The sequence below is a fragment of the Streptomyces sp. NPDC057963 genome, from assembly GCF_042887155.1.
Taxonomy (GTDB): Bacteria; Actinomycetota; Actinomycetes; order Streptomycetales; family Streptomycetaceae; genus Streptomyces.
Map to the genome: position 1 here is coordinate 72676 of NZ_JBHVPX010000012.1, position 17842 is coordinate 90517.

The 17842-nt window shown below is 68.1% G+C and carries 12 protein-coding genes and 1 pseudogene; 7 read left to right on the forward strand and 6 right to left on the reverse strand.

The window, feature by feature from the left end; translation table 11 throughout:
* Positions 1 to 36 precede the first annotated feature (36 nt).
* From ACFVT1_RS26495 to ACFVT1_RS26515, 5 genes are all read left to right on the forward strand, one after another.
* Positions 37 to 1398 (forward strand): sensor histidine kinase, encoded by a 1362-nt coding sequence (locus ACFVT1_RS26495; RefSeq protein WP_389799846.1) that lies wholly within the window; start codon positions 37 to 39, stop codon positions 1396 to 1398.
* Positions 1395 to 2072, forward strand: a complete 678-nt coding sequence (locus ACFVT1_RS26500; RefSeq protein WP_389799848.1) for a response regulator — start codon at positions 1395 to 1397, stop codon at positions 2070 to 2072. The genes ACFVT1_RS26495 and ACFVT1_RS26500 overlap by 4 nt, the downstream gene beginning before the upstream one ends.
* A gap of 729 nt (positions 2073 to 2801) precedes the next feature.
* Positions 2802 to 4325, forward strand: a complete 1524-nt coding sequence (locus ACFVT1_RS26505; RefSeq protein ID WP_389799850.1) for a S8 family serine peptidase — start codon at positions 2802 to 2804, stop codon at positions 4323 to 4325.
* Between the two features lie 613 nt (positions 4326 to 4938).
* Positions 4939 to 5094 (forward strand): hypothetical protein, encoded by a 156-nt coding sequence (locus ACFVT1_RS26510; RefSeq protein WP_389799852.1) that lies wholly within the window; start codon positions 4939 to 4941, stop codon positions 5092 to 5094.
* Complete coding sequence (locus tag ACFVT1_RS26515) at positions 5082 to 6419, forward strand: hypothetical protein (RefSeq protein WP_389799855.1); 1338 nt, start codon at positions 5082 to 5084, stop codon at positions 6417 to 6419. Before ACFVT1_RS26510 ends, ACFVT1_RS26515 begins: the two co-directional genes overlap by 13 nt.
* A 20-nt stretch (positions 6420 to 6439) precedes the next feature.
* Here ACFVT1_RS26515 and ACFVT1_RS26520 read toward each other — a convergent pair whose 3' ends face one another.
* The 4 genes from ACFVT1_RS26520 to ACFVT1_RS26535 form a co-directional block, all read right to left on the reverse strand.
* A complete protein-coding gene (locus ACFVT1_RS26520) occupies positions 6440 to 7039 on the reverse strand; it encodes a hypothetical protein (RefSeq protein ID WP_389799857.1) in 600 nt (199 codons plus the stop codon).
* A gap of 100 nt (positions 7040 to 7139) precedes the next feature.
* Positions 7140 to 8627: a glycoside hydrolase family 18 protein gene (locus ACFVT1_RS26525; RefSeq protein ID WP_389799860.1), complete on the reverse strand. Its 1488-nt coding sequence runs from the start codon at positions 8625 to 8627 to the stop codon at positions 7140 to 7142.
* Between the two features lie 802 nt (positions 8628 to 9429).
* The gene (locus tag ACFVT1_RS26530; RefSeq protein ID WP_389799862.1) at positions 9430 to 9996 is read right to left on the reverse strand and encodes a hypothetical protein; all 567 of its coding nucleotides are present in this window, start codon (positions 9994 to 9996) and stop codon (positions 9430 to 9432) included.
* A gap of 35 nt (positions 9997 to 10031) precedes the next feature.
* Positions 10032 to 10226 (reverse strand): hypothetical protein, encoded by a 195-nt coding sequence (locus tag ACFVT1_RS26535; protein WP_389799864.1) that lies wholly within the window; start codon positions 10224 to 10226, stop codon positions 10032 to 10034.
* Between the two features lie 2160 nt (positions 10227 to 12386).
* Here ACFVT1_RS26535 and ACFVT1_RS26540 point away from each other — a divergent pair.
* Both ACFVT1_RS26540 and ACFVT1_RS26545 read left to right on the forward strand, forming a co-directional pair.
* The gene (locus ACFVT1_RS26540; protein WP_389800169.1) at positions 12387 to 13541 is read left to right on the forward strand and encodes an MFS transporter; all 1155 of its coding nucleotides are present in this window, start codon (positions 12387 to 12389) and stop codon (positions 13539 to 13541) included.
* Positions 13542 to 13608: 67 nt separating this feature from the next.
* A pseudogene (locus tag ACFVT1_RS26545) lies at positions 13609 to 13818 on the forward strand (Ku protein); the annotation flags it as partial.
* 1804 nt (positions 13819 to 15622) lie between these two features.
* On the opposite strand, the gene ACFVT1_RS26550 reads toward ACFVT1_RS26545, so the two are convergent.
* Positions 15623 to 16177, reverse strand: a complete 555-nt coding sequence (locus ACFVT1_RS26550; protein ID WP_389799866.1) for an LCP family protein — start codon at positions 16175 to 16177, stop codon at positions 15623 to 15625.
* 333 nt (positions 16178 to 16510) lie between these two features.
* The gene (locus tag ACFVT1_RS26555) at positions 16511 to 17557 is read right to left on the reverse strand and encodes a sodium:calcium antiporter (RefSeq protein WP_389799868.1); all 1047 of its coding nucleotides are present in this window, start codon (positions 17555 to 17557) and stop codon (positions 16511 to 16513) included.
* Positions 17558 to 17842: the final 285 nt, after the last annotated feature.

The following is a 17842-nucleotide window of genomic DNA, read 5'->3' on the forward strand; positions in this document are numbered from 1 at the left end:
CCGGGCGAACCGCCGTGTCTCATAGAGTCGATGCTCATGAACGATCGACACCTGCCCATCCTGCGCGTCTTCGGCGGACTCCTGCTGCTGGGCCTGGCCACCGCCGCGTGCGCGACCGCGTCCACCGCGGGCGTCGCGATCGTCGCCGTGGGTCTGGTGACGGCCGGCGCGGCAGTGGCGACGGCGGCCCGCCTGCCGCTGCCTCCCGCGGCCCGGCGGCGGCCGTGGCTCGCTGCCGCTGCCTCCCTGGTGTTGACGGCCTGCTTCCAAGGGCCGGTTGTCAACGCCACGGGCTGGTGGTGGGCCGCGGAGACCTGCGCGCTGCTCGCTCTTCTGGTGCCGACGGTGCGCCGGATGAACGGGCGGGCCGGGGAGATCGCATGCGCCATGGTGCACGGCGCGGCGGTCGTGGTGCTGCCGCTGCGGATCGGCCTGCATCTGACGCCGCCCGCGGCAGCGGCGGAGATCGGCGTGCTGTGCCTGTTCTGGTCCCTGCTGGCGGCGGGCGCCGCGGCGCTGGGCGGGTATTTGCGCGGCCAGGACTCAAGGAGGCTCCAGGCGCTCGCGGACCAGCGTCGTGAGCAGCTTCTCGAAGTGGCCCGTGATCTGCACGACTTCGCGTCGCACGACGTCATGGGCGTGGTGGTCCTCGTCCAGGCCGCTCAGCTCCTGGCACGCGAGGACCCCGAACGGGCCGTGGGGTTGCTGCCGCAGATAGAGGAAGCGGGTATGCAGGCGCTGGCCGCGATGGACCGCACGGTCTGGACGCTCAACGCGCAGGAGGACCGGGACCGTGAAGGGGATGCTGCCGGTTCGGGCGACACCTCCGCCGAGCCGTCCGGACGGCCGCCCCGCGCGGAGTGCGCCGCGCGTACCCACGACCGTCAGCGAGACCTCGGTGAACTGCCCGCCCTGGCAGCCCGGTTCACCCGCACCGGCACCGTTCCGGCCCAGCTCGATGTGCCCGCCGGTGTACTGGAAGGCTTGCCCGCACAGGTCAGCGCGACCGGATACCGCATCGTGGTGGAATCCCTCACCAACGTACGCCGCCACGCTCCCGCTGCCGTCACCGTCCGCATCGCCGCCCGGCGGGTTCCGTACGGCGGCGGTACGGCCCTCCATCTCACTGTCACCGATACGGCTGAGGCCGGGGCCGGAGCCCGGGCTGCCGATCGGGCCTCCCCGCTTCCGGAGCGCTCGCGGGGCGGCCTCGGACTGGCGGGCCTCACCGACCGTGCCGAGGCTCTCGGCGGCACGCTGACTGCGGGGCAGCACGGGACCGCGGGCTGGCAGGTCGCGGCTATGCTCCCGCTGCCCGGCAACGCGGCACCGACCAGCGGCCGGCACGAGCGTACGGCCGCCGCCCGGCACACGGCACCCGAGGAGACCGTCGCATGAGCGGCACTGGCACCATCCGGGTTCTGCTGGCGGACGATCAGGAGACCATCCGCGCCGGATTCCGCCTCGTCCTGGACGCCCAACCCGACATGACCGTGATCGGCGAGGCGGCAGACGGTGTCACCGCGCTGGACGCTGCCCTGAGGCTCCGTCCTGACGTGATCCTCGCGGACATCCGGATGCCGGGTCTCGACGGCCTGGAACTGACTCGGCGGCTCGCCGGACCCGGCACGGACCCGCCCCTCCGGGTCATCGTGGTCACCACCTTCGACCTCGACGCGTACGTACACACCGCACTCCGCGCCGGAGCCTCGGGTTTCCTGCTGAAACGCTCCGGACCAACGCTGCTGGTCGAAGCGGTGCGTGCGGCGATGTCCGGTGACGCCCTCATCAGCCCCCAGATCACCGCGCGCATGCTGCACCGGCTCGTCCCACCGGTCCTCGGGGAGGGGAGACCGCCCCCCGAGCCGCTGACGCCGCGCGAGGAGGAGGTCGCGACGCTGGTGGCCGGAGGTCTGTCCAACACCGACATCGGCGAGGAACTGTTCATCTCGCTCGCCACCGTCAAGTCCCATGTGGCCAGCCTCCAACGCAAGTTGGATGTCCGTAACCGGGTCGGCATCGCCGCCTGGGCCTGGGAGTCAGGACTGGCACCCACCGATCAGATTCGCTGACTTGATCTTCAACCTGTGCGGCGTGGAAGCGGGGTGCCGTTCGGCCAGCCGAATCACCGGGACGAGTCCGGCATGCGCGACCAGGTTCGGGTCATCGAACACAGCGGACACCGCACGTTGCTGCGTGGAGGAATGCATTCCGGAGATGCACCTCCGAATTGGTCGAGCAGAAGCCTCAGGGCTGTCCCGTAATCCCTGGCGGGCGTGCGACGACAGCTACGGCACCTCGCCGCGTTGTCGGAACGCCCGAATACATCCAGTATGAGGGCGTCCCCCTCCGCCTTGCGATGCACCGCATCTGACGCCGCACGCTGATCCACCAGGGATTACGGGACAGCCCTTGGAGAACTCCCATTTTCCAAGGTCAGAGTGCATCTCCACTTTCATGTCCAGGAACTGGACGAACCATCACCCGGTGGATCGAGGCTAAGCAATCGCATCCTTGCAGGTCACGGGTGGCCTTTCTGCTATCGGGGCGTCAGAGCAGTGAATTCCGCTGAACAGCGGAGGTTAACCGCTGTACCGATGTTCCCCGAGGCCGAAGAACCCCTACGGCTCCAACGGTGACGGGGTCGTGGACGCGACCTGCACGGGCGGCAAGCGCGTGAACGGGCTATACGGCTTCGGCACCGTCAACGCCGCCTGGGCGGTCAAGTGACCCCGTCGGTCAACCTGTTGAGCCTCCGCACGCGTCATACCACCCGTACCGCGAACCAACTGGAGATCTCTATGGCAGCGCCGCGCACACGCTCCCGTCGTCTTGTCACATCCCCGCTGGGGATGGTCATGGCGACCGCCCTCGCCTTCCTGCCCAACGTCACGGCGTCGGCGGCCGAGGCGGCCACGTCGGCCACGTCGGCCGACGCGACCTCCCTCAGCTACATCGTCAACGTCGCCACCGGACGAGGCCCGTCCACGATGGTGAAGAAGGCCATCGCCGACGCGGGCGGCACGATCCTCATCGCGTACGACCAGGTCGGCGTGATCGTCGTCCACTCCTCGAACCCCGACTTCGCCCGGACCATCCGTAAGGTTCCTGGAGTGCAGTCGGCCGGAGCCACCCGCACCGCGCCCCTTGTCGCGCAGTCGACGACCGACATCGGTACGACGAAGGTGCTCAGTGCCAAGGAGGTCACGAACTCCCAGGCCGCCGAAGGCCAGGACCCGCTGGAGTCGTTGCAGTGGGACATGCGTGCCATCAAGGCGGACAAGGCACACAAGAAGACCCTCGGCAGCCACGACGTCACGGTCGCCGTCATCGACACCGGCGTGGACGACACCCACCCCGACCTCGCGCCGAACTTCAACCGCGAGGCGTCCGTCAACTGCGTGTCGGGCAAGCCGAACACCGCCGACGGGGCCTGGCGGCCGGGCGCGTCGTCGGGGAGCGCTCACGGCACGCATGTCGCGGGTGAGATCGCGGCCGCCAAGAACGGCATCGGCATGACCGGCGTCGCACCCGGCGTGCAGGTTGCCGGCATCAAGGTGTCCGACCCGGAGGACTACGTCTACACCGAGGCCGTGGTCTGCGGCTTCGTCTGGGCGGCCGAGCACCATGTGGACGTCACCAACAGCAGCTACTACACCGACCCCTGGAACTTCGACTGCCTTGACGACGCCGACCAGCAGGCGCTCGTCGACGCCGCCACCCGGGCCTCGCAGTACGCGGAGCGCGAGGGCACGGTCAACGTCGCGGCCGCGGGCAACGAGAGTCACGACCTGGACGCGGACTCCATCACCGACCCCGCCTCCCCGAACGACGGCACGCCGGTCGACCGGGTAATCGACCCGCACAAGTGCTTGGACATACCGGCCCAGCTGCCCGGTGTGGTGACCGTTTCCGCGACCGGTGCGAAGGGCATCAAGTCGTCGTTCTCCAACTACGGTCTGAACGTCATCGACGTCGCCGCGCCCGGTGGCGACTCTTCCCCCTACCAGCCCCCGGCACCGCCGGCCACCGATGGTCGGATCCTCGGCACGCTGCCCGGCGGCACGTGGGCCTACAAGGCGGGCACGTCGATGGCGTCCCCGCACGTCGCGGGGGTGGCCGCCCTCATCAAGTCGACGCACCCGCACGCCACCGCCGGCCAGGTGAAGGCCCTGCTGTACTCCCAGGCCGACGCCACGCCGTGCACGGACCCGTACGACATCGACTCCGACGGCAAGATCGACGCCGTGTGCAAGGGGTTGAAGAACCACAACGGGTTCTACGGTGTGGGGATCGTGAACGCGTTGAACGCTGTGACGAAGTAAGCGGCTTTCCACCGAGATGCAACCACAAGGCGCGATCCCCACGCGACGTCGCCCGGATGCGGCGCGACGATGCGGCATCCGGCACACCATCCCCGAACACCTCGACCAGCAAAAACACCGGCAGAACCGAGGCTCCCGAGGCGGCCGGCCCACCGGCTCGCACCCCGGCAGTCCTGCCCGAAGCAGACCCGGCACACCGCCAGCTGCAGGGTGCCGTACCGGTTGTGCCAGGCCAGAACCACGCCCGGCACTTCACTCCGAAGAACGGGTCTTCGAACGGGTCCCCGGCGGGAACTGGATCCGCTGCGAGGGCGCGATCTGTCCGACGATCAACGGCGGGCCGATACCTCCGCCGCTGGTCGTGCCACCGCCGGTGCGGATGCAGAGATGCTTGTGTGAAGGGCGCCCGGGTCACTCGAGCGCGCCTCGATCCCCATCCGAAAAGGCGGCCTCTTACCGGGGCTGTCATGGACGGTCGCAACCGGCGTTCTTGCTGGTCAGGGGCACTCTCCGTGGTCGACCCCGCAGACGGGCGGTGCGTTTGCGGTCCCTGCCCGACGGTCCTAGCTTGGGCATATGGACACATAACACCGAAGTTACGGGCGTTCGTCCCATGGACAGCGACACCGTTGCGGAGATCGAGAAGATCTTCACCGAACTGCACATCGCCCCGACGGCCTGTCATGGCATCAATGAACCGTGCGACCGCGACAACCAGTGTTGTGCGGGTCTCCACTGCGACCTCGAGAAGAACACGTGCGTGAAGTGACGCACCCCCACGGGGTGGTGGTGGCCAATCTGGGCGAGGGCGGGGTCCTGCTGGACACGGCACGGCCCATCGCAGCGTTCGTCAGCCCCGCCGCCCTGAAGTACCTTGCCGGCCGCCCGCCGACCGTCGAACACAGGGAGCAGTACGCCCGGTGTCTCGACGACTGGCGGGCGGCCGGGCTCGTCGCAGATGACAACGGTGCGGCTGCAGCGGGGACTGGCCTCGAAGACCTGCGGGTCCGCGCGGACGAGGAGAACGCTCAGCGCCCGGTTCTGACGGTGGCTATGGGGAAGTCCTGCGGGTTCTGTACCCAGCTGTCCGCCGACCTGGCGGCGAACGCCGCGGTACTGCGCGATCTGGATGCGAGCGTCCTACTGGTCGAGGACGAGCGCGAGACCATCTTGGGCATCCCACCGGACCACCGGATGCGGGCGTGGCTGGGCGAAATGGGCCGTGCGGCAGGGGCGAAGGCCGGCACGCCGTCGGCACTGCTGCGCACCCCGGGCCGCCCGGCACGGAGCCGGCTGGGATTCCTTGAGGTCAGTGCCGCGTTCACCGAACTCAGCGGAGCCGATCCGGACGTGACGGTGATGGAGGCGCCCACCACCTGCTCGGTGAACGTCGCCGCGCAGCCGGTGGACACGCTGGTGACCGCGCGGGTCGGTGGACGCAGGGTGGGGATCGCCGTTCGCGGCACCGAGGCGCTGGAGGCGGTCCAGCCCGTGACAGGCGGCGGGAACGAGCCGGGGTACACGCCGGTGACGTTGACGGTGGAGCGGCCCGGTTCGATGTTCCTGCTCTTCCGCGGCGGCGAGCTCCTTGCGCGGGCCCGCAGCTCGGAGGCCCTGCGTACGTCCCTGGGGGTCGTCCTGGCGGGCTACGCGCCGTCCGGGCCGACCGGGCTGAGGCTGCTGGCCGGAGCTGCGGTCCACGAGGGCGGCGAGGCCGTCCTGTTCCCCCGCAACTGGGTGACGGACCTGGTCACTCACGGAACCCGGCTGGGGCGCAGCGGTTGGCGGGTGTGTCTGGAGCCGTTCAGTACCGTGCGCCGCGACTCCGGCGGCGGGCTGGTGCTGTCGTCCCGTTCCCCTGACGGCGCGTCCGTGGAGTCCCCGGTGGCCGGCGTCCTGACGCAGGCGCTCGAACGGCCGGGTCCGCTGTCCAGATCCCGGCTCCTGGCCCAGGTCACGAACTGGATCGCCCGCCCGACCACCGCCGGCTCGGTGGACATGCTGGCGGCGTCGCTGGGCGCGTTGCCCGTGCACGCCGGCACCTGGCGTCAGGCCATCACCCACCTCACCGGCACAGCCCGGCAGGAGCGTTGAGAATCCCGCCCTGCGGCCCGTCAAGAATCGGGCTTGCTCTTGTCCTTGCCCTGCTTCCTCGCTGGCTCGACGGTCTGCGGGGAAGCCTGAGCGACGACGGGAGTCGGTTCCCCCCAGCGGGTGAGACCGGGCTCGGTCGGGTGCGGGGCGGGGCAGCTCTCCGAGGGGAGGCGTGCCTTGCGTGCCAGAAGGCAGCCGCACAGACCGCACACGGACTTGTCCCGGACCCCGATGCCGGCCACCGTCTGGAGCAAGGCGGTGCCCTTGCCCTGGGGGCCGGGCCGCAGATAGGGGCAGTGCCCGCAGGCGGTGAGGCGTCGGCGTCGGGTCTCCTTGTCCACCTCCACGAACCCGGTGCGGCTCCAGCGGGCCAGAGCCTTCGCGCTGTGCGCGATCAGCGCCGCCGACGACAGGTCGCCGCCCGGGGTGGGTGGGGGACACCTGAGGAGATGCTGCAGTTGAGTGGGGTCGCGGCAGGTCAACAGGGCGCGGGCGTAGTCCTCGTCCGCCAGGGCGGCCGTCCATGCGCCTTCGGGCACCGGACCGTCCAGCCCGAGGATCCGCCCCAGTTCACTGCATCCTTCCGGCATGCCCGCGCGGTCGGGCGAAGCATCGTTCATCGTCGGCTTCCCATCGGATCACGGCGGCGGCTGTGGTCCGTGCGGGACGGACCACAGCCGCCGGGGTCAGGCCAATTCCAGGTTCGGCGTGTTCAGGGCGCTACGCGTGCCCGACCGGCGACTTCGCGCCGGTCTTGTCCTTCGGCGGGTTCCCCGACGCCGCATACACCGCCTTCAGGATCGAGTTCTTGTCCCGTACGTCGTTGGAGGCTTCCCACGCGATGATCGTGACGAGGCCGAGTTCCCGCGCGAACTTGACCTTTTCCGTTGCCGTCGCCGGGGTCTCGTACCAGATGTTGTGCTTGTACGGGTACTCGCCCGACTCGTGGACGAACTTCGGACGCGCAGTCGCCCCGTCCACCTTGATGTTCGGCGGGTTCTTCGACGCGGCTTCCGGGAAGTCCTTCAGGATCTCGGACCATCGGAGGACCTTGTACCCGGGGGGCACGTCTCCTGTCTTTGGATCCTTGTCCTTCGCGTAGGAGAAGTCGTAGCCGTAGACGGGCACCCCGACGCCGAACTTCGCCCGCGGCGCTCCCTGCCCCTTGCCCTGCCAGTTGGAGTACGGCTTGAACGTCCAGTACCAGAGGGAGTCCTCCACGCTCAGGATCGGGTTGTCGGCGGCCGGGTCCGCCGCACTCCTCGGGTTCGGCCACTTGCCCTGCTGATCGTCCTTGTACAGCTCCGCCGCCTTGTCGGGCGGACACCGGTAGGTGAGCGTGTGCGGCCCCGCGGGGGACGTGTCCCACGACCCCGTGAAGTCGTAGGTCATGACCCCGATCCAGTCGCAGTACTGGGCCAGACCGGCGCCGTCGTAGTCGCTGCCGTACCACGAGGTCGCCATCACCGCCGCCGAAAGCACCAGGTCCTTGCCGCCGAGTTCGCGGAGCTTCCTCGCGAACTCCACCAACCCCTTTCCAGCCGGATCCGGACCGTCCTCGTGCTTCCGCCCACCCTGGTCCCCCTTCCCGTCCATCGCCCACCAGCATTCGAGGTCGAGATCGATGCCGTCGAACTTCTTGTCCTTGCAGAACGTCACGACCTCCTCAGCGAGCTTGAGGAACGCCGGGTTCTTGGGGTCCTTCCCACCGATCCCCATCAGCTGGTTGAACGCGAGATCGTTGGCGCCACCGAGCGCGAACATCAATTTCACGCCCAGATTCCGCGCCGGCTTGTCGAACGCTGCCAGCGTCGTCTCCACGGCCTTGACGGACTCGGCCTTCAGGGTGCCGTCCTTCTTCTCGCCGACCTCGACGAAGCTGATCACACCGTGCGTCATGTACTTGAACTGCTCGGTGTTCTTCAGGTACTCCGCTTCGCGCCAGGTCGGAAGGTACGCCACCACGTTTGACGCACCGGTGAACGGCGGGAGGGCGGACTTGTTGTCCGGGTCGTCGTAGATCTCGTCGACGAGCCGCCAGCCGTTGTTGTTCGGATCCCCCTCGCCCGGCCTCGTCTTGCCGGATGTCCAGAACGCCGTCTGCCACGCACCACCGTCGCAGGTGCACTTCGCGCCCGCCTGCAGGTCGGGGCCGTCCTTCTTCCACTTCGGCCACTCGGATTCCGGGTAGTCCTTCTTCCATCCCATGCCTGGTGGACCTCACTTCCGATGTTGTTCCGGCATGTCCTCAGCCGCTGTCACGGCAGCAGCGAGTCCGGCGGCGGTGTGCCCACCCGGCGCCCGTACGCCTCTGATCAGGGCGTTCGCTAAGCGGGTGCCCGTGTCGGCGCTTTGAACCGCTACATGTCGTGCGAATTCGAACCAATCTGGTTCCGAGGCTATGGTCCACCGTGAGGTGTCCCGAGCCGGATGGACACGCCTGCACGTCGCTTTCTTCTACGGAAGTTAGGCCCACTGGCTGCATGGCCGGTCAGGTGTGCGTGGGGGCGACAGCGTCGGCGAACGGCGGGGTGCAGTTGGTCCCGCCGAGAGCCTCATCCGCCCTGCCGAGGTCGCAACCGTCACGCGCCGGCCGACCTCCAACGCCGAGAGAACGTGGGCGCTGGGCGGAACGCGCATCCTGGCACCGGGCCCTTCGGCCCTGCGGCGCTTCCGGGTGGTCGACGGTGAACGCTGTCGGGCAGGTCGATTCCGGCGCCGCGCCGATGCCGGAGAGCGTGAAGTCGAGATGCCCAGCTCTGCCGAACTCCTGTTGGTGGTAGCGGAATTTGGCCGGTGGCCGGTGGCTGGTGGCGAGAGGCGGGAGGCGGCCCAGTCCACGGTCTCCGTGTGGTGAGTCCCAACCGTCCGTTGGTCCAGGCCGGAAAGTCCGCCGCCACCGCGGAGACCGGGCCCGGTGCGGATGACGTGGATATGCACCGCATCGGGTGCGCTCCCAGCCTCCGAGGCCGGCCGGGGTGGGTGCCGACCGGAAGTCGGGCGGAGCGCGTCAGCGGTTGCTGTCGTTCTGGAAGATCTGGTGGCTGGTGGTCTTGTAGGCGAGGACGAAAATCTTCTGGCAGTCGAGGCCGTAGGCGATCACGCGGCGGTTCCACAGGATTTGGCCGAACTGGTTGTGGACGGATTCGGAGTCGGCGTGCCAGGGGTAGACGAGTTGGTGGGCGAGGGTGGGTTCGGGGATCTGCTGGAGGTGTTCGGCGCGATGGAAGCCGCGTTCGGGGTCGCTCTTGAGCTGTTTGCCCGTGTTGCTGTCGCGCATCGCCCGGTCCTGCGCGGTGGTGGTGACGGCGACGGGGACGCGGTGCTGGTGGTTGCCGTGCCGGCAGGCGATGTTCAGCGGGTGGTACCAGCGGCTCCTGATATGTGCTCTGCGGTGTTCGAGGCGGGTGACGGGGACGGGGCTGCATCGCGTACTCGCGCAGATGCAGCAACGTGCCCTGCACCCCAAGGAACTCCGGTACGCCGCCAGTTCGACCAGGACATCGTCCACGGGGAGCCGAGCGGGTGCGTCTCGACGCAGCACGGTCAGGAAGCGGTTCTCCAGCGCAGCAGGCAAGGTCAGCAGTGAGGGGTCCCACTCCTACGAGGGCTTCACCCCGGCGAACCCCGGTAGTGCAACTCGTACGAGACGTACAGTGCCAACTGGAGATCGTCTTCGTAGGGATCCGTCTCCTGGGCCGCAGCGGGATCCGGCAGCGGACACTGCCCTGCGAGAGAGCCGATCAACGCGACGGAGAGCGTGCCCCGATGCTGTGGGAGCACCGGATCACGCTGGTTTGTGCCCATGCCTCTCATCCCGGTTCAGGTCCGGTACATCCCGCGCGAGTCCGCGTGGCCACGCGGTAGGTTCATCCTCCAATCGATGCTCGCTCCACCCGCGTCCCGACGCATCTCCGACGCTCGCAGCAATGGACGTCTCGGAAGGACAGATTGACGCAGGTGTCGGCACGGCGTATCGCGTCCACGTTGCGAAAGGTCTTCGGTCACCCCCGCGGACGACCACGGTGGCGGCGTCTCATCTGGTGAGGCCTGAGGTAGCGGACGACCTCAAGATCCGGGCCATATTCTCAGCGACGAAGCCATATCGACCGACATGTGGCGTCGGAGCGAGAACGCTCTGGTCAGTGCCCCGGGCGTTCCCGCCCAGTTGGCGAGAACCGTGCGGATATGGGCTGGAGTTGAGGATCGCGCGTGCCGCTCTGCTCGCCGGTAACACCACCCGCTCGACCTGCCCCGGCCACGAGCAAGGCGCACCCCATGCCTCAGTGTGACCCCGGGTGCGTCTGATGGCGCGCGGCAGTGCATTCACCGTCAGACTGTGATGGCGAACTCCCTCACTGAACAACCGATTTCACTGCCCACGCTCAGTTCTCTGGTGCGGGGGCGGCTGTGCTGAACGGCGCCGTGCCGGCGGCCATGTCTGAGACACAGCGCCGTGGTTCCGGCTTCGTTGCGGTCCTTGCCTCTGCGATCACGGGTCCGGTAGGAAGCAGACTCATCTGCCGGAAAAGCGGCGTCAGTGTCGGATGACACCGCGTCAGCGAGCGTGTCCCACGGCACTGCGGTCTGAGCCGGTATGGTCCGGCACCGCCTGCTGCCCCGGCCACCCCAACGCCGCTCGAACTGGATGCGACGTGCGGGCTCGCTACCGAGGTCGCGAGGAAATGCCACAGCTGTGAAACTGGTGAGCTGGACGTCAACCTGAGACAACGGCAAATCTCCTGGTCAGCATGCAGGCCGTGCCGCGAACCACGAGAACTTATAAGGACGGGCTGCGGACCGGAGCGCCTGGAAGGGCACTGTCTCCACGCAGGGACAGAGGACGCGGCAGGACCGCCGCCCGTGCTTGGATCCTCACGTGGGGTGGGTGTGATCGCATCACGAAGACGCCGGCCCGGGTGCACCGGCAGTGCCCACCAGCTCTCCGGGAGGGCTTCAGGCCCGCCAATGACGGCCGTGCTACGGGCTCGGTGACGACGAGCTTCTCGCTTGTCCAGTGCACGACTCAGCTCTCGTACTCCGGCTGGCCCGCTCTGGGCTGCCCGGGACGGACAGTTGACTCGGCATGCCGTGCTCCAGCCGTGCTCCGCCCAGTACAGGTGGGCGCTGTTCAGGCAGGACAGCCGGACCAGTTCCGGGCGTCCGTAAACGGGCGCCCGGGTGAAAGCCCCAAACACCCGCCCTGCCTTACCCGGGGCGGCACCTGGCGAGGTTTCCGCCTCTCGTCAGCCTGCCGAAAGATCATCGTTCCCCGAGGAAGCCGATTCGATCAGTGGCCGGTCCAGCGACCGCGCAGGCCGGCTGCCTTGTGCTCTGCGCCGGCGCGAGGCTCCCCGGATCGGGACAGGAGCCGCCGCCAAGGGCAGTTCACCGACAGCACCGCCGAATCCGATCTCTGCGTCTGCTGTGGAGTAGCTCCTGCTCAGTCGCCCGGCGGTCCTCTCACCGCGCACCGCGCACCGCGCATCGGGCCCGGTCCGGAAGCCCCGTCGGCGCGCCCGTCCACCACCGCCTCCGCCCGCCCCGAGAGGCCCGGTTGCTGCGATGCCCTCACCCTTCTCCAAGTGCCGCATATTCGCCGGGAGCGGAGCGCGGCCAGCGGCGGCAGCCAGGGCGCGCGAACTTCACCGCCCGGACCCGCTGCTGGGCGTAGACGGTGGGCACGGATCGCAGCTTGAGCGAGACCTGGCGGCGACCCGCACGAGCCTGCGACAGATGATCCCGGAGCGTGCTCTCGAAACCGGGCCGAACGGTCCTGAAGGCCATGCTTGATCATTTGAGCGCCACTGTTGCAGATGAATTCGGTTGCGGCGGGAACGGCGTCCCTGGTGAGGTAGCTCCATGGACGGGGCTGCGGAGCAGGAGCAACGAGCGACGACAGGCAGGGTCCATAGGCTCACTCGGCAGCTGTCTCCATGGCACAGGCCAGCGGTGCTCTTGGCCCTGATGCTGGCCGCCTTCACCTTCAACACGGCGGAGAACCTGCCGGTCGGCCTGCTGGAGCTCATCTCTGGAAGCCTTCGGGTGTCAGTGTCAGCGGTCGGCCTCCTGGTCACCGGCTATGGCGTGACGGTGGCCCTGGCTTCTCTGCCACTCGCCCACGTCACGCGGACCGTGCCCCGACGTCATGTGCTCACAGGACTACTGACCGCGCTGGTCCTGTCCAGTGTCGTTGCGGCCCTGGCCACCTCCTACTGGCTGCTCCTTGCGGCTCGGCTGTTGACCGCGCTCGCCCAGGCGCTGTTCTGGGCCGTGATGGGGCCGGTCGCGGTGGGCCTGTTCGCACCCGAGGTCCGCGGGCGTGTGGTCGGGGCGCTGTCCATCGCCGGTTCGCTCGCCCTCGTACTCGGTGTTCCTGCCGGGACCTGGCTGGGCCGGCAGAGCGACTGGCAGGTGCCCGTCTGCATGTTGGCGGCTCTGGGGCTCGTCTCGCTGGTGACGATCGCCGTTCTGCTTCCGACCTCGCGTCCGGAAGAAGAACCTGCTGCCTACGCGACCCGTCCCGACGTGCGGCGGTTCGCGACGGTGCTGGTGGCCGGGGCCCTGGCCGCCAGCGGGGCGTTCGCGGGATACACGTACATCGTGAAGTTCCTGGGCGACGTGAGCGGGTTCTCGCCGAGCACGGTCAGCGCCCTGCTCGTGGTTTTCGGTGTCGCCTGTCTGGTCGGGGTGAGCATCACAGGGGCGTTGCTGGACAGATTCCCGCAGTTTGCGCTGCCCACAGCCGTGGCTACGCAGACGGTGGGCATGCTCGGCCTGTACTCGGTCGGTACTCATCCGGTGGCGGCGGTGATGTTCTTGGTCCTGATGGGCGGCGCGCTCGGGCCGGTGTTCATGGTCGCCCAGAACGAGATGCTGCACTGCGCGCCGGGCCGCACGGACATCGCCCTCGCGGCCAACTCCGGCGCCTACAACGCCGGCATTGCGGCTGGCGCCGCACTCGGGGCACTGGTCCTGCAGCTTGCCGGGGTGCGAGGCACCTTCCTCGCCGGCGGGCTGCTGACCGTCGTGGCCTGCGCCGTACTGCTCGGCGGTCGGCTGCTACCCCGCAGCCCGCTCCTAGGCTCCCGCAGCCGGTGCTCGGTCGACGACCTGCGTTGACGAGACTGACCTTACGTCCCTTGGCAAGTCACGCTCGTCCGACCTGCGAAGACAGGCACGAGATCAGATGACGATCCCGATCGAGGTCGTCAGCGCGACCGAAGACCATGCCATCCGCTTCCACCAGGTCCACCTGCAGGACATGGGCCGGGTCCGCACGCGCAAGGTCTGCTCGATCGAGGGCGAGGTCGTGCCACAGGAGGGGATCGGCAAGGGCTATGAGCTCACGAAGGACGAGGTCGTCCCGGTCACGGATGAAGAACTCGACACCATCCCCCGTAAGGAAGGCCCCGGCATCACCACTTCCGACCTCCTCGTCATCAACACAACCGACCTTGCCCCCGCGTCGGCGCAGACCTCGCCACCATGGCCGCCGATGCCAAACAGCAACGCGGCGACCTGCCCGTCATCTTCACCAGCCTCATCTCGAACGACAGCATCCGCGAAGTCGCCGACTGGGGGACCGGCCACCTCACCCGGTGGCGCACGCAGGGTGCCGCATGAGCACCGGCACCCAACTCACCCGGACTGACGCCCTGTACGAAACAGACGCGCAGGCGGCCGGTGCCGAGGCCCCCCCGGACACCCGCACGGCGTGTGTGCCACCGCCGGCATCCGCGCCATCTACAACGGACGTGCCACCACACTCCCGCAACTGCGCAGCGACGGCCCGTTCCACCTACGACGCCTGCGCACCGGTGGACGGGCCGCCATGGTGGGAATCATCAGTGCGATGAGCGCCCCGCTCGGCGGTGTCCGGCTCACTCTCGACATCACCGCGGGTCGGCCTGGCAGTGAGCCATCTTCCCCGCCGGCGCGGACTCACTGGACACTGGCTTCCCAACCCAGGTCAAGGGCTTCGCGGCAGCAGGCGTGTCCGCTGCCGACGCCTGCGCGGTACCCGAGAGGAGACCCCCGACGACGAAGGCGCTTATTGCAACTGCCGTTCCACGTAACGTCACTGGAGATTCCCCACCTTTCGGACCGTGTCCCTCACGGTCGTCAAGCCGATTGAACTTACCTGCGGCACTTGCCACACGTAAGGTGATCGCATCATTGCTTTCGGCCGATATTGGGTGCGGCGGCTTCCTCCGGTCACTGTGAAGCCACTGGTTTTTCACCCCTATGCTTAGGGGTACTTCCCAGCGCTGACGCGAGGTCCTCATGAAGTTTCTGCATCACATAGTGGCTACAACCGCTGTCTTAGCGACGGCAGCAGGCGCCGTTCCCGTCGTTGCCTCAACCCCGGCGGATACTGAGCACACTGCAACTGAGGCCGCAGCGGCCGGCTGGCCGCTGGCGTATGAGGCGGACCCCAAGACAGGGCGCTACGTCCCTCTGGGGTTCGTAAGCCCGAACAGCCGAGTGGTGCCACTCTCCACAGAACAGCGGGGCTACGTTGCTGATCCGCGTACTGGCAAGCTCGCGCCCGTAAGAGAGGGGCAGCTCTCTTCCCCGGCGTCGGCTGACTACGCCCAGCAGCCAAGGTATTGAAAGTGACAATGCCTCCACTGCGGTCGTTGGGGGCATTTCCGCGGAGGCGTGGAGCGCCACTGACGGGCCGGGATGGATGAGCTTCCCGCTCAACTGGCCAACTGAGCACAGGTAAGCGACTCACTTTCGATGCTGCCGCTTCCCCTCGGCGATCTTTCGCCTGTGCTCGGCTGCCTTCTCCGGGTCGCGTGTATACCCCTTCCAGGCGCGGTGACACCGGGTATGCAGCGGGTGGCCGAGGTCCGACCGAGTGAGCAGATGGGGCGAGATCCGCTCTTCGCAGAGGACGCAGAACTCGCGGTCGATGTTGGGGAGCGGCGTAGGCCGGACAGGCGCGGGCGGTGGGGTAATGATGGTGTGCTCGGTGCCAGCACAACGCGGGTGTGCGCGGTGCCCTTGCGGGGTGACCACTGCATACCGTTCGGCCGACGTGATCGGGTCCGCACAGAAGATGCACCGTATCGAGGCCACCAGAGCTCCGTTCGTCGCCAACGGGTCCACGCTATGACCGGCTGACCATCACCGCCCTCGACGGCACTCAACCTGCCCAGACTCCAAACCCTCACCAGCACCCACCAAGATGGCTGTTAGCGAGATGACGGGCGGTTGGGGTTGAGGTCTTTCTGGTGGATGTCCTTGGGCAGGCAGACGGGGACGCCGCCGACTGCTTCGGTCATGACGGCGAAGCCGGCGAAGTTGACGACGACGGTGTGGTCGACGCGCAGGCCGGTGAGTGCTTCGACGGTGTTCTGGGTGCAGGCGGGGTTGCCGGCCGTTGTGCTGCCGAGGGTGAAGGCGGAGTTGAACATGGCGTTGGTGCGTGTCTGTGACCAGGTGCCGCCGGGGAGCAGGCAGGGCGGTATGACGACCAGGGAGTCGCGGGGGATGGACAGGCCGACCGCGTGGCGGTGGTCGGTGTAGACGTGCAACAGGATCGTGGTGTCGGAGCGGCCCACCGGATCCTTGCCGCCGTCGAGTTTCGTGTTGTCGCCGGACCTGCTGTCGGATCCGATGAGCAGGATGTTCTGCGCGTCGCCCGGGGTCTTCTGCGGGCGGTGATGGCTGAGCCCCTTGCCGTCGAAGGTGTTGATGTTCCCGGACAGCCGCAGGTATACGGCGCCCCCTGCCGTGATGGCTGGCACGACGACCGTTGCCGTGGCGGCCAGGAACAGCTTCTTGCGGTGCGGGGCCTGCGCCGACGGCGTGCACCGGACGGCTCCGCCGGGCGCTTACGACGTCCACCCCGGCCCTGCGGGGACGTTGATGTGCGCTCTGGAGCAGGTGGTCGCTGGGCGGGGGCGTTGTGTATCTGGTGCTCGGCGGTCGTGATCACGCATTCGTCCGGGCGCCAGGCTCCGGGCGCGGGGGAAGCCCCCGCCGTGTGCGGGGGCGCGGGTGACGCATGGGGACGCGAAGTCCGGGAAACGCCGTAGCGGCCCTCCCGGGCCGCCACGGCAAAAGATGGAGGCAGGCCGTCAGGCCAGGATCGGAATGAGCCCCAGGCCGAAGACGACGTAGAAGAGGGCCGCCACGGCCAGCCGTCCGGGGGTGAGTTTGTGGGCGCGCATCGTGACCAGGAGGTAGACGATCGCGGCCATGGTGATCAGCCCGGCCCAGAGCAGGGATCCGTCGAACTTCCAGCTGGTGAACAGCAGCCCCAGTCCACTGGGGACGGTCGCCTGGATCATCATGGCGCCGGAGATGTTTGCCAGGGCGAGCTTGGTCTTGCCCTGACGGACCCAGATGATCGCGTTCATGATCTCGGGCAGCTCCGTCGCGATCGGTGAAAGGAGCAGCGCGGTGACCGCGGCCGAGAGGCCGAGCATCGGGCCGATCGCGTCGAGCTGCTTCACGAACAGCTGGGACGCGAAGAAGATCACGGCCAACGTGGCCAGGGTCTGTACCACGACCGCCCAGGTGGCGGGGGTGGCGGCCTTGGGCTGGAGCTTCAGCGGCTCCAGTTCCTCGTCCTCCTCGCCGTCGTCACCGCTGCGGATTTCACGCCAGAAGTAGACGGCGTAGGCGCCGAAGAACAACAGGCCGAGGGCGGGCTTGAAGGCGAAGGCGACCAGGCCGAGTGCGACCTTGACGATGAAGATCGGCAGGAACCACTTCTGGTCCTTCGCGAGCCGTTTCATGTCCTTCTCATCACCCAGCGCCTCGGCCCCGTCGGGGCAGCTGGCCGGCATGCCAGTGGTGGCCAGGACCAGGCTGCGTTCCTTGCGACGCTTGAGGAGCAGCATCACGCCGGTCACGCCGTAAGCGACCGTGGCCAGCGCCAGCGGACCGCCCATCGCCGCACCGACGCCGATGTTCTTGGCCTCTTCGGTGGCGCCCGTGGTGACCGCGACCAGCGTCACCACCGACTCGGGCAGCGCCGTGCCGAACGCGGCCAGGATCGTGCCGACCGCCATCTTCCCCACATTGAGGCGCTGGCCCAGCCACTCGACCGCGTTGACGAACCACTCGCACGAGAGATAGATCGCCACCGCACACACGATGAGCAAAACGAAATGGATCACACTGACCGCCCGGCTTTCCCGCACTGCGGGATCGGGGGTACGCGGTAGGAGTCCCGGCGTACGACCTCGGCCCCGCGACGTACGTACATCGTCGACAAAGAGCCGAAGGTCTCGCCCACCCGACAGATTCTGCACGGGCCCGGTCACCGGGAGCCACAAGGACTCCAGCATGTCGACGACCGGTTTGCGGGGCTACTCCCCTTCGCAGCCGCCCACTTTACACAGACCCGGCACGCCTCGGAAAGGTCCAGCCCCCGCGCATCCGGGGCCGACCGCAGGCGGGCC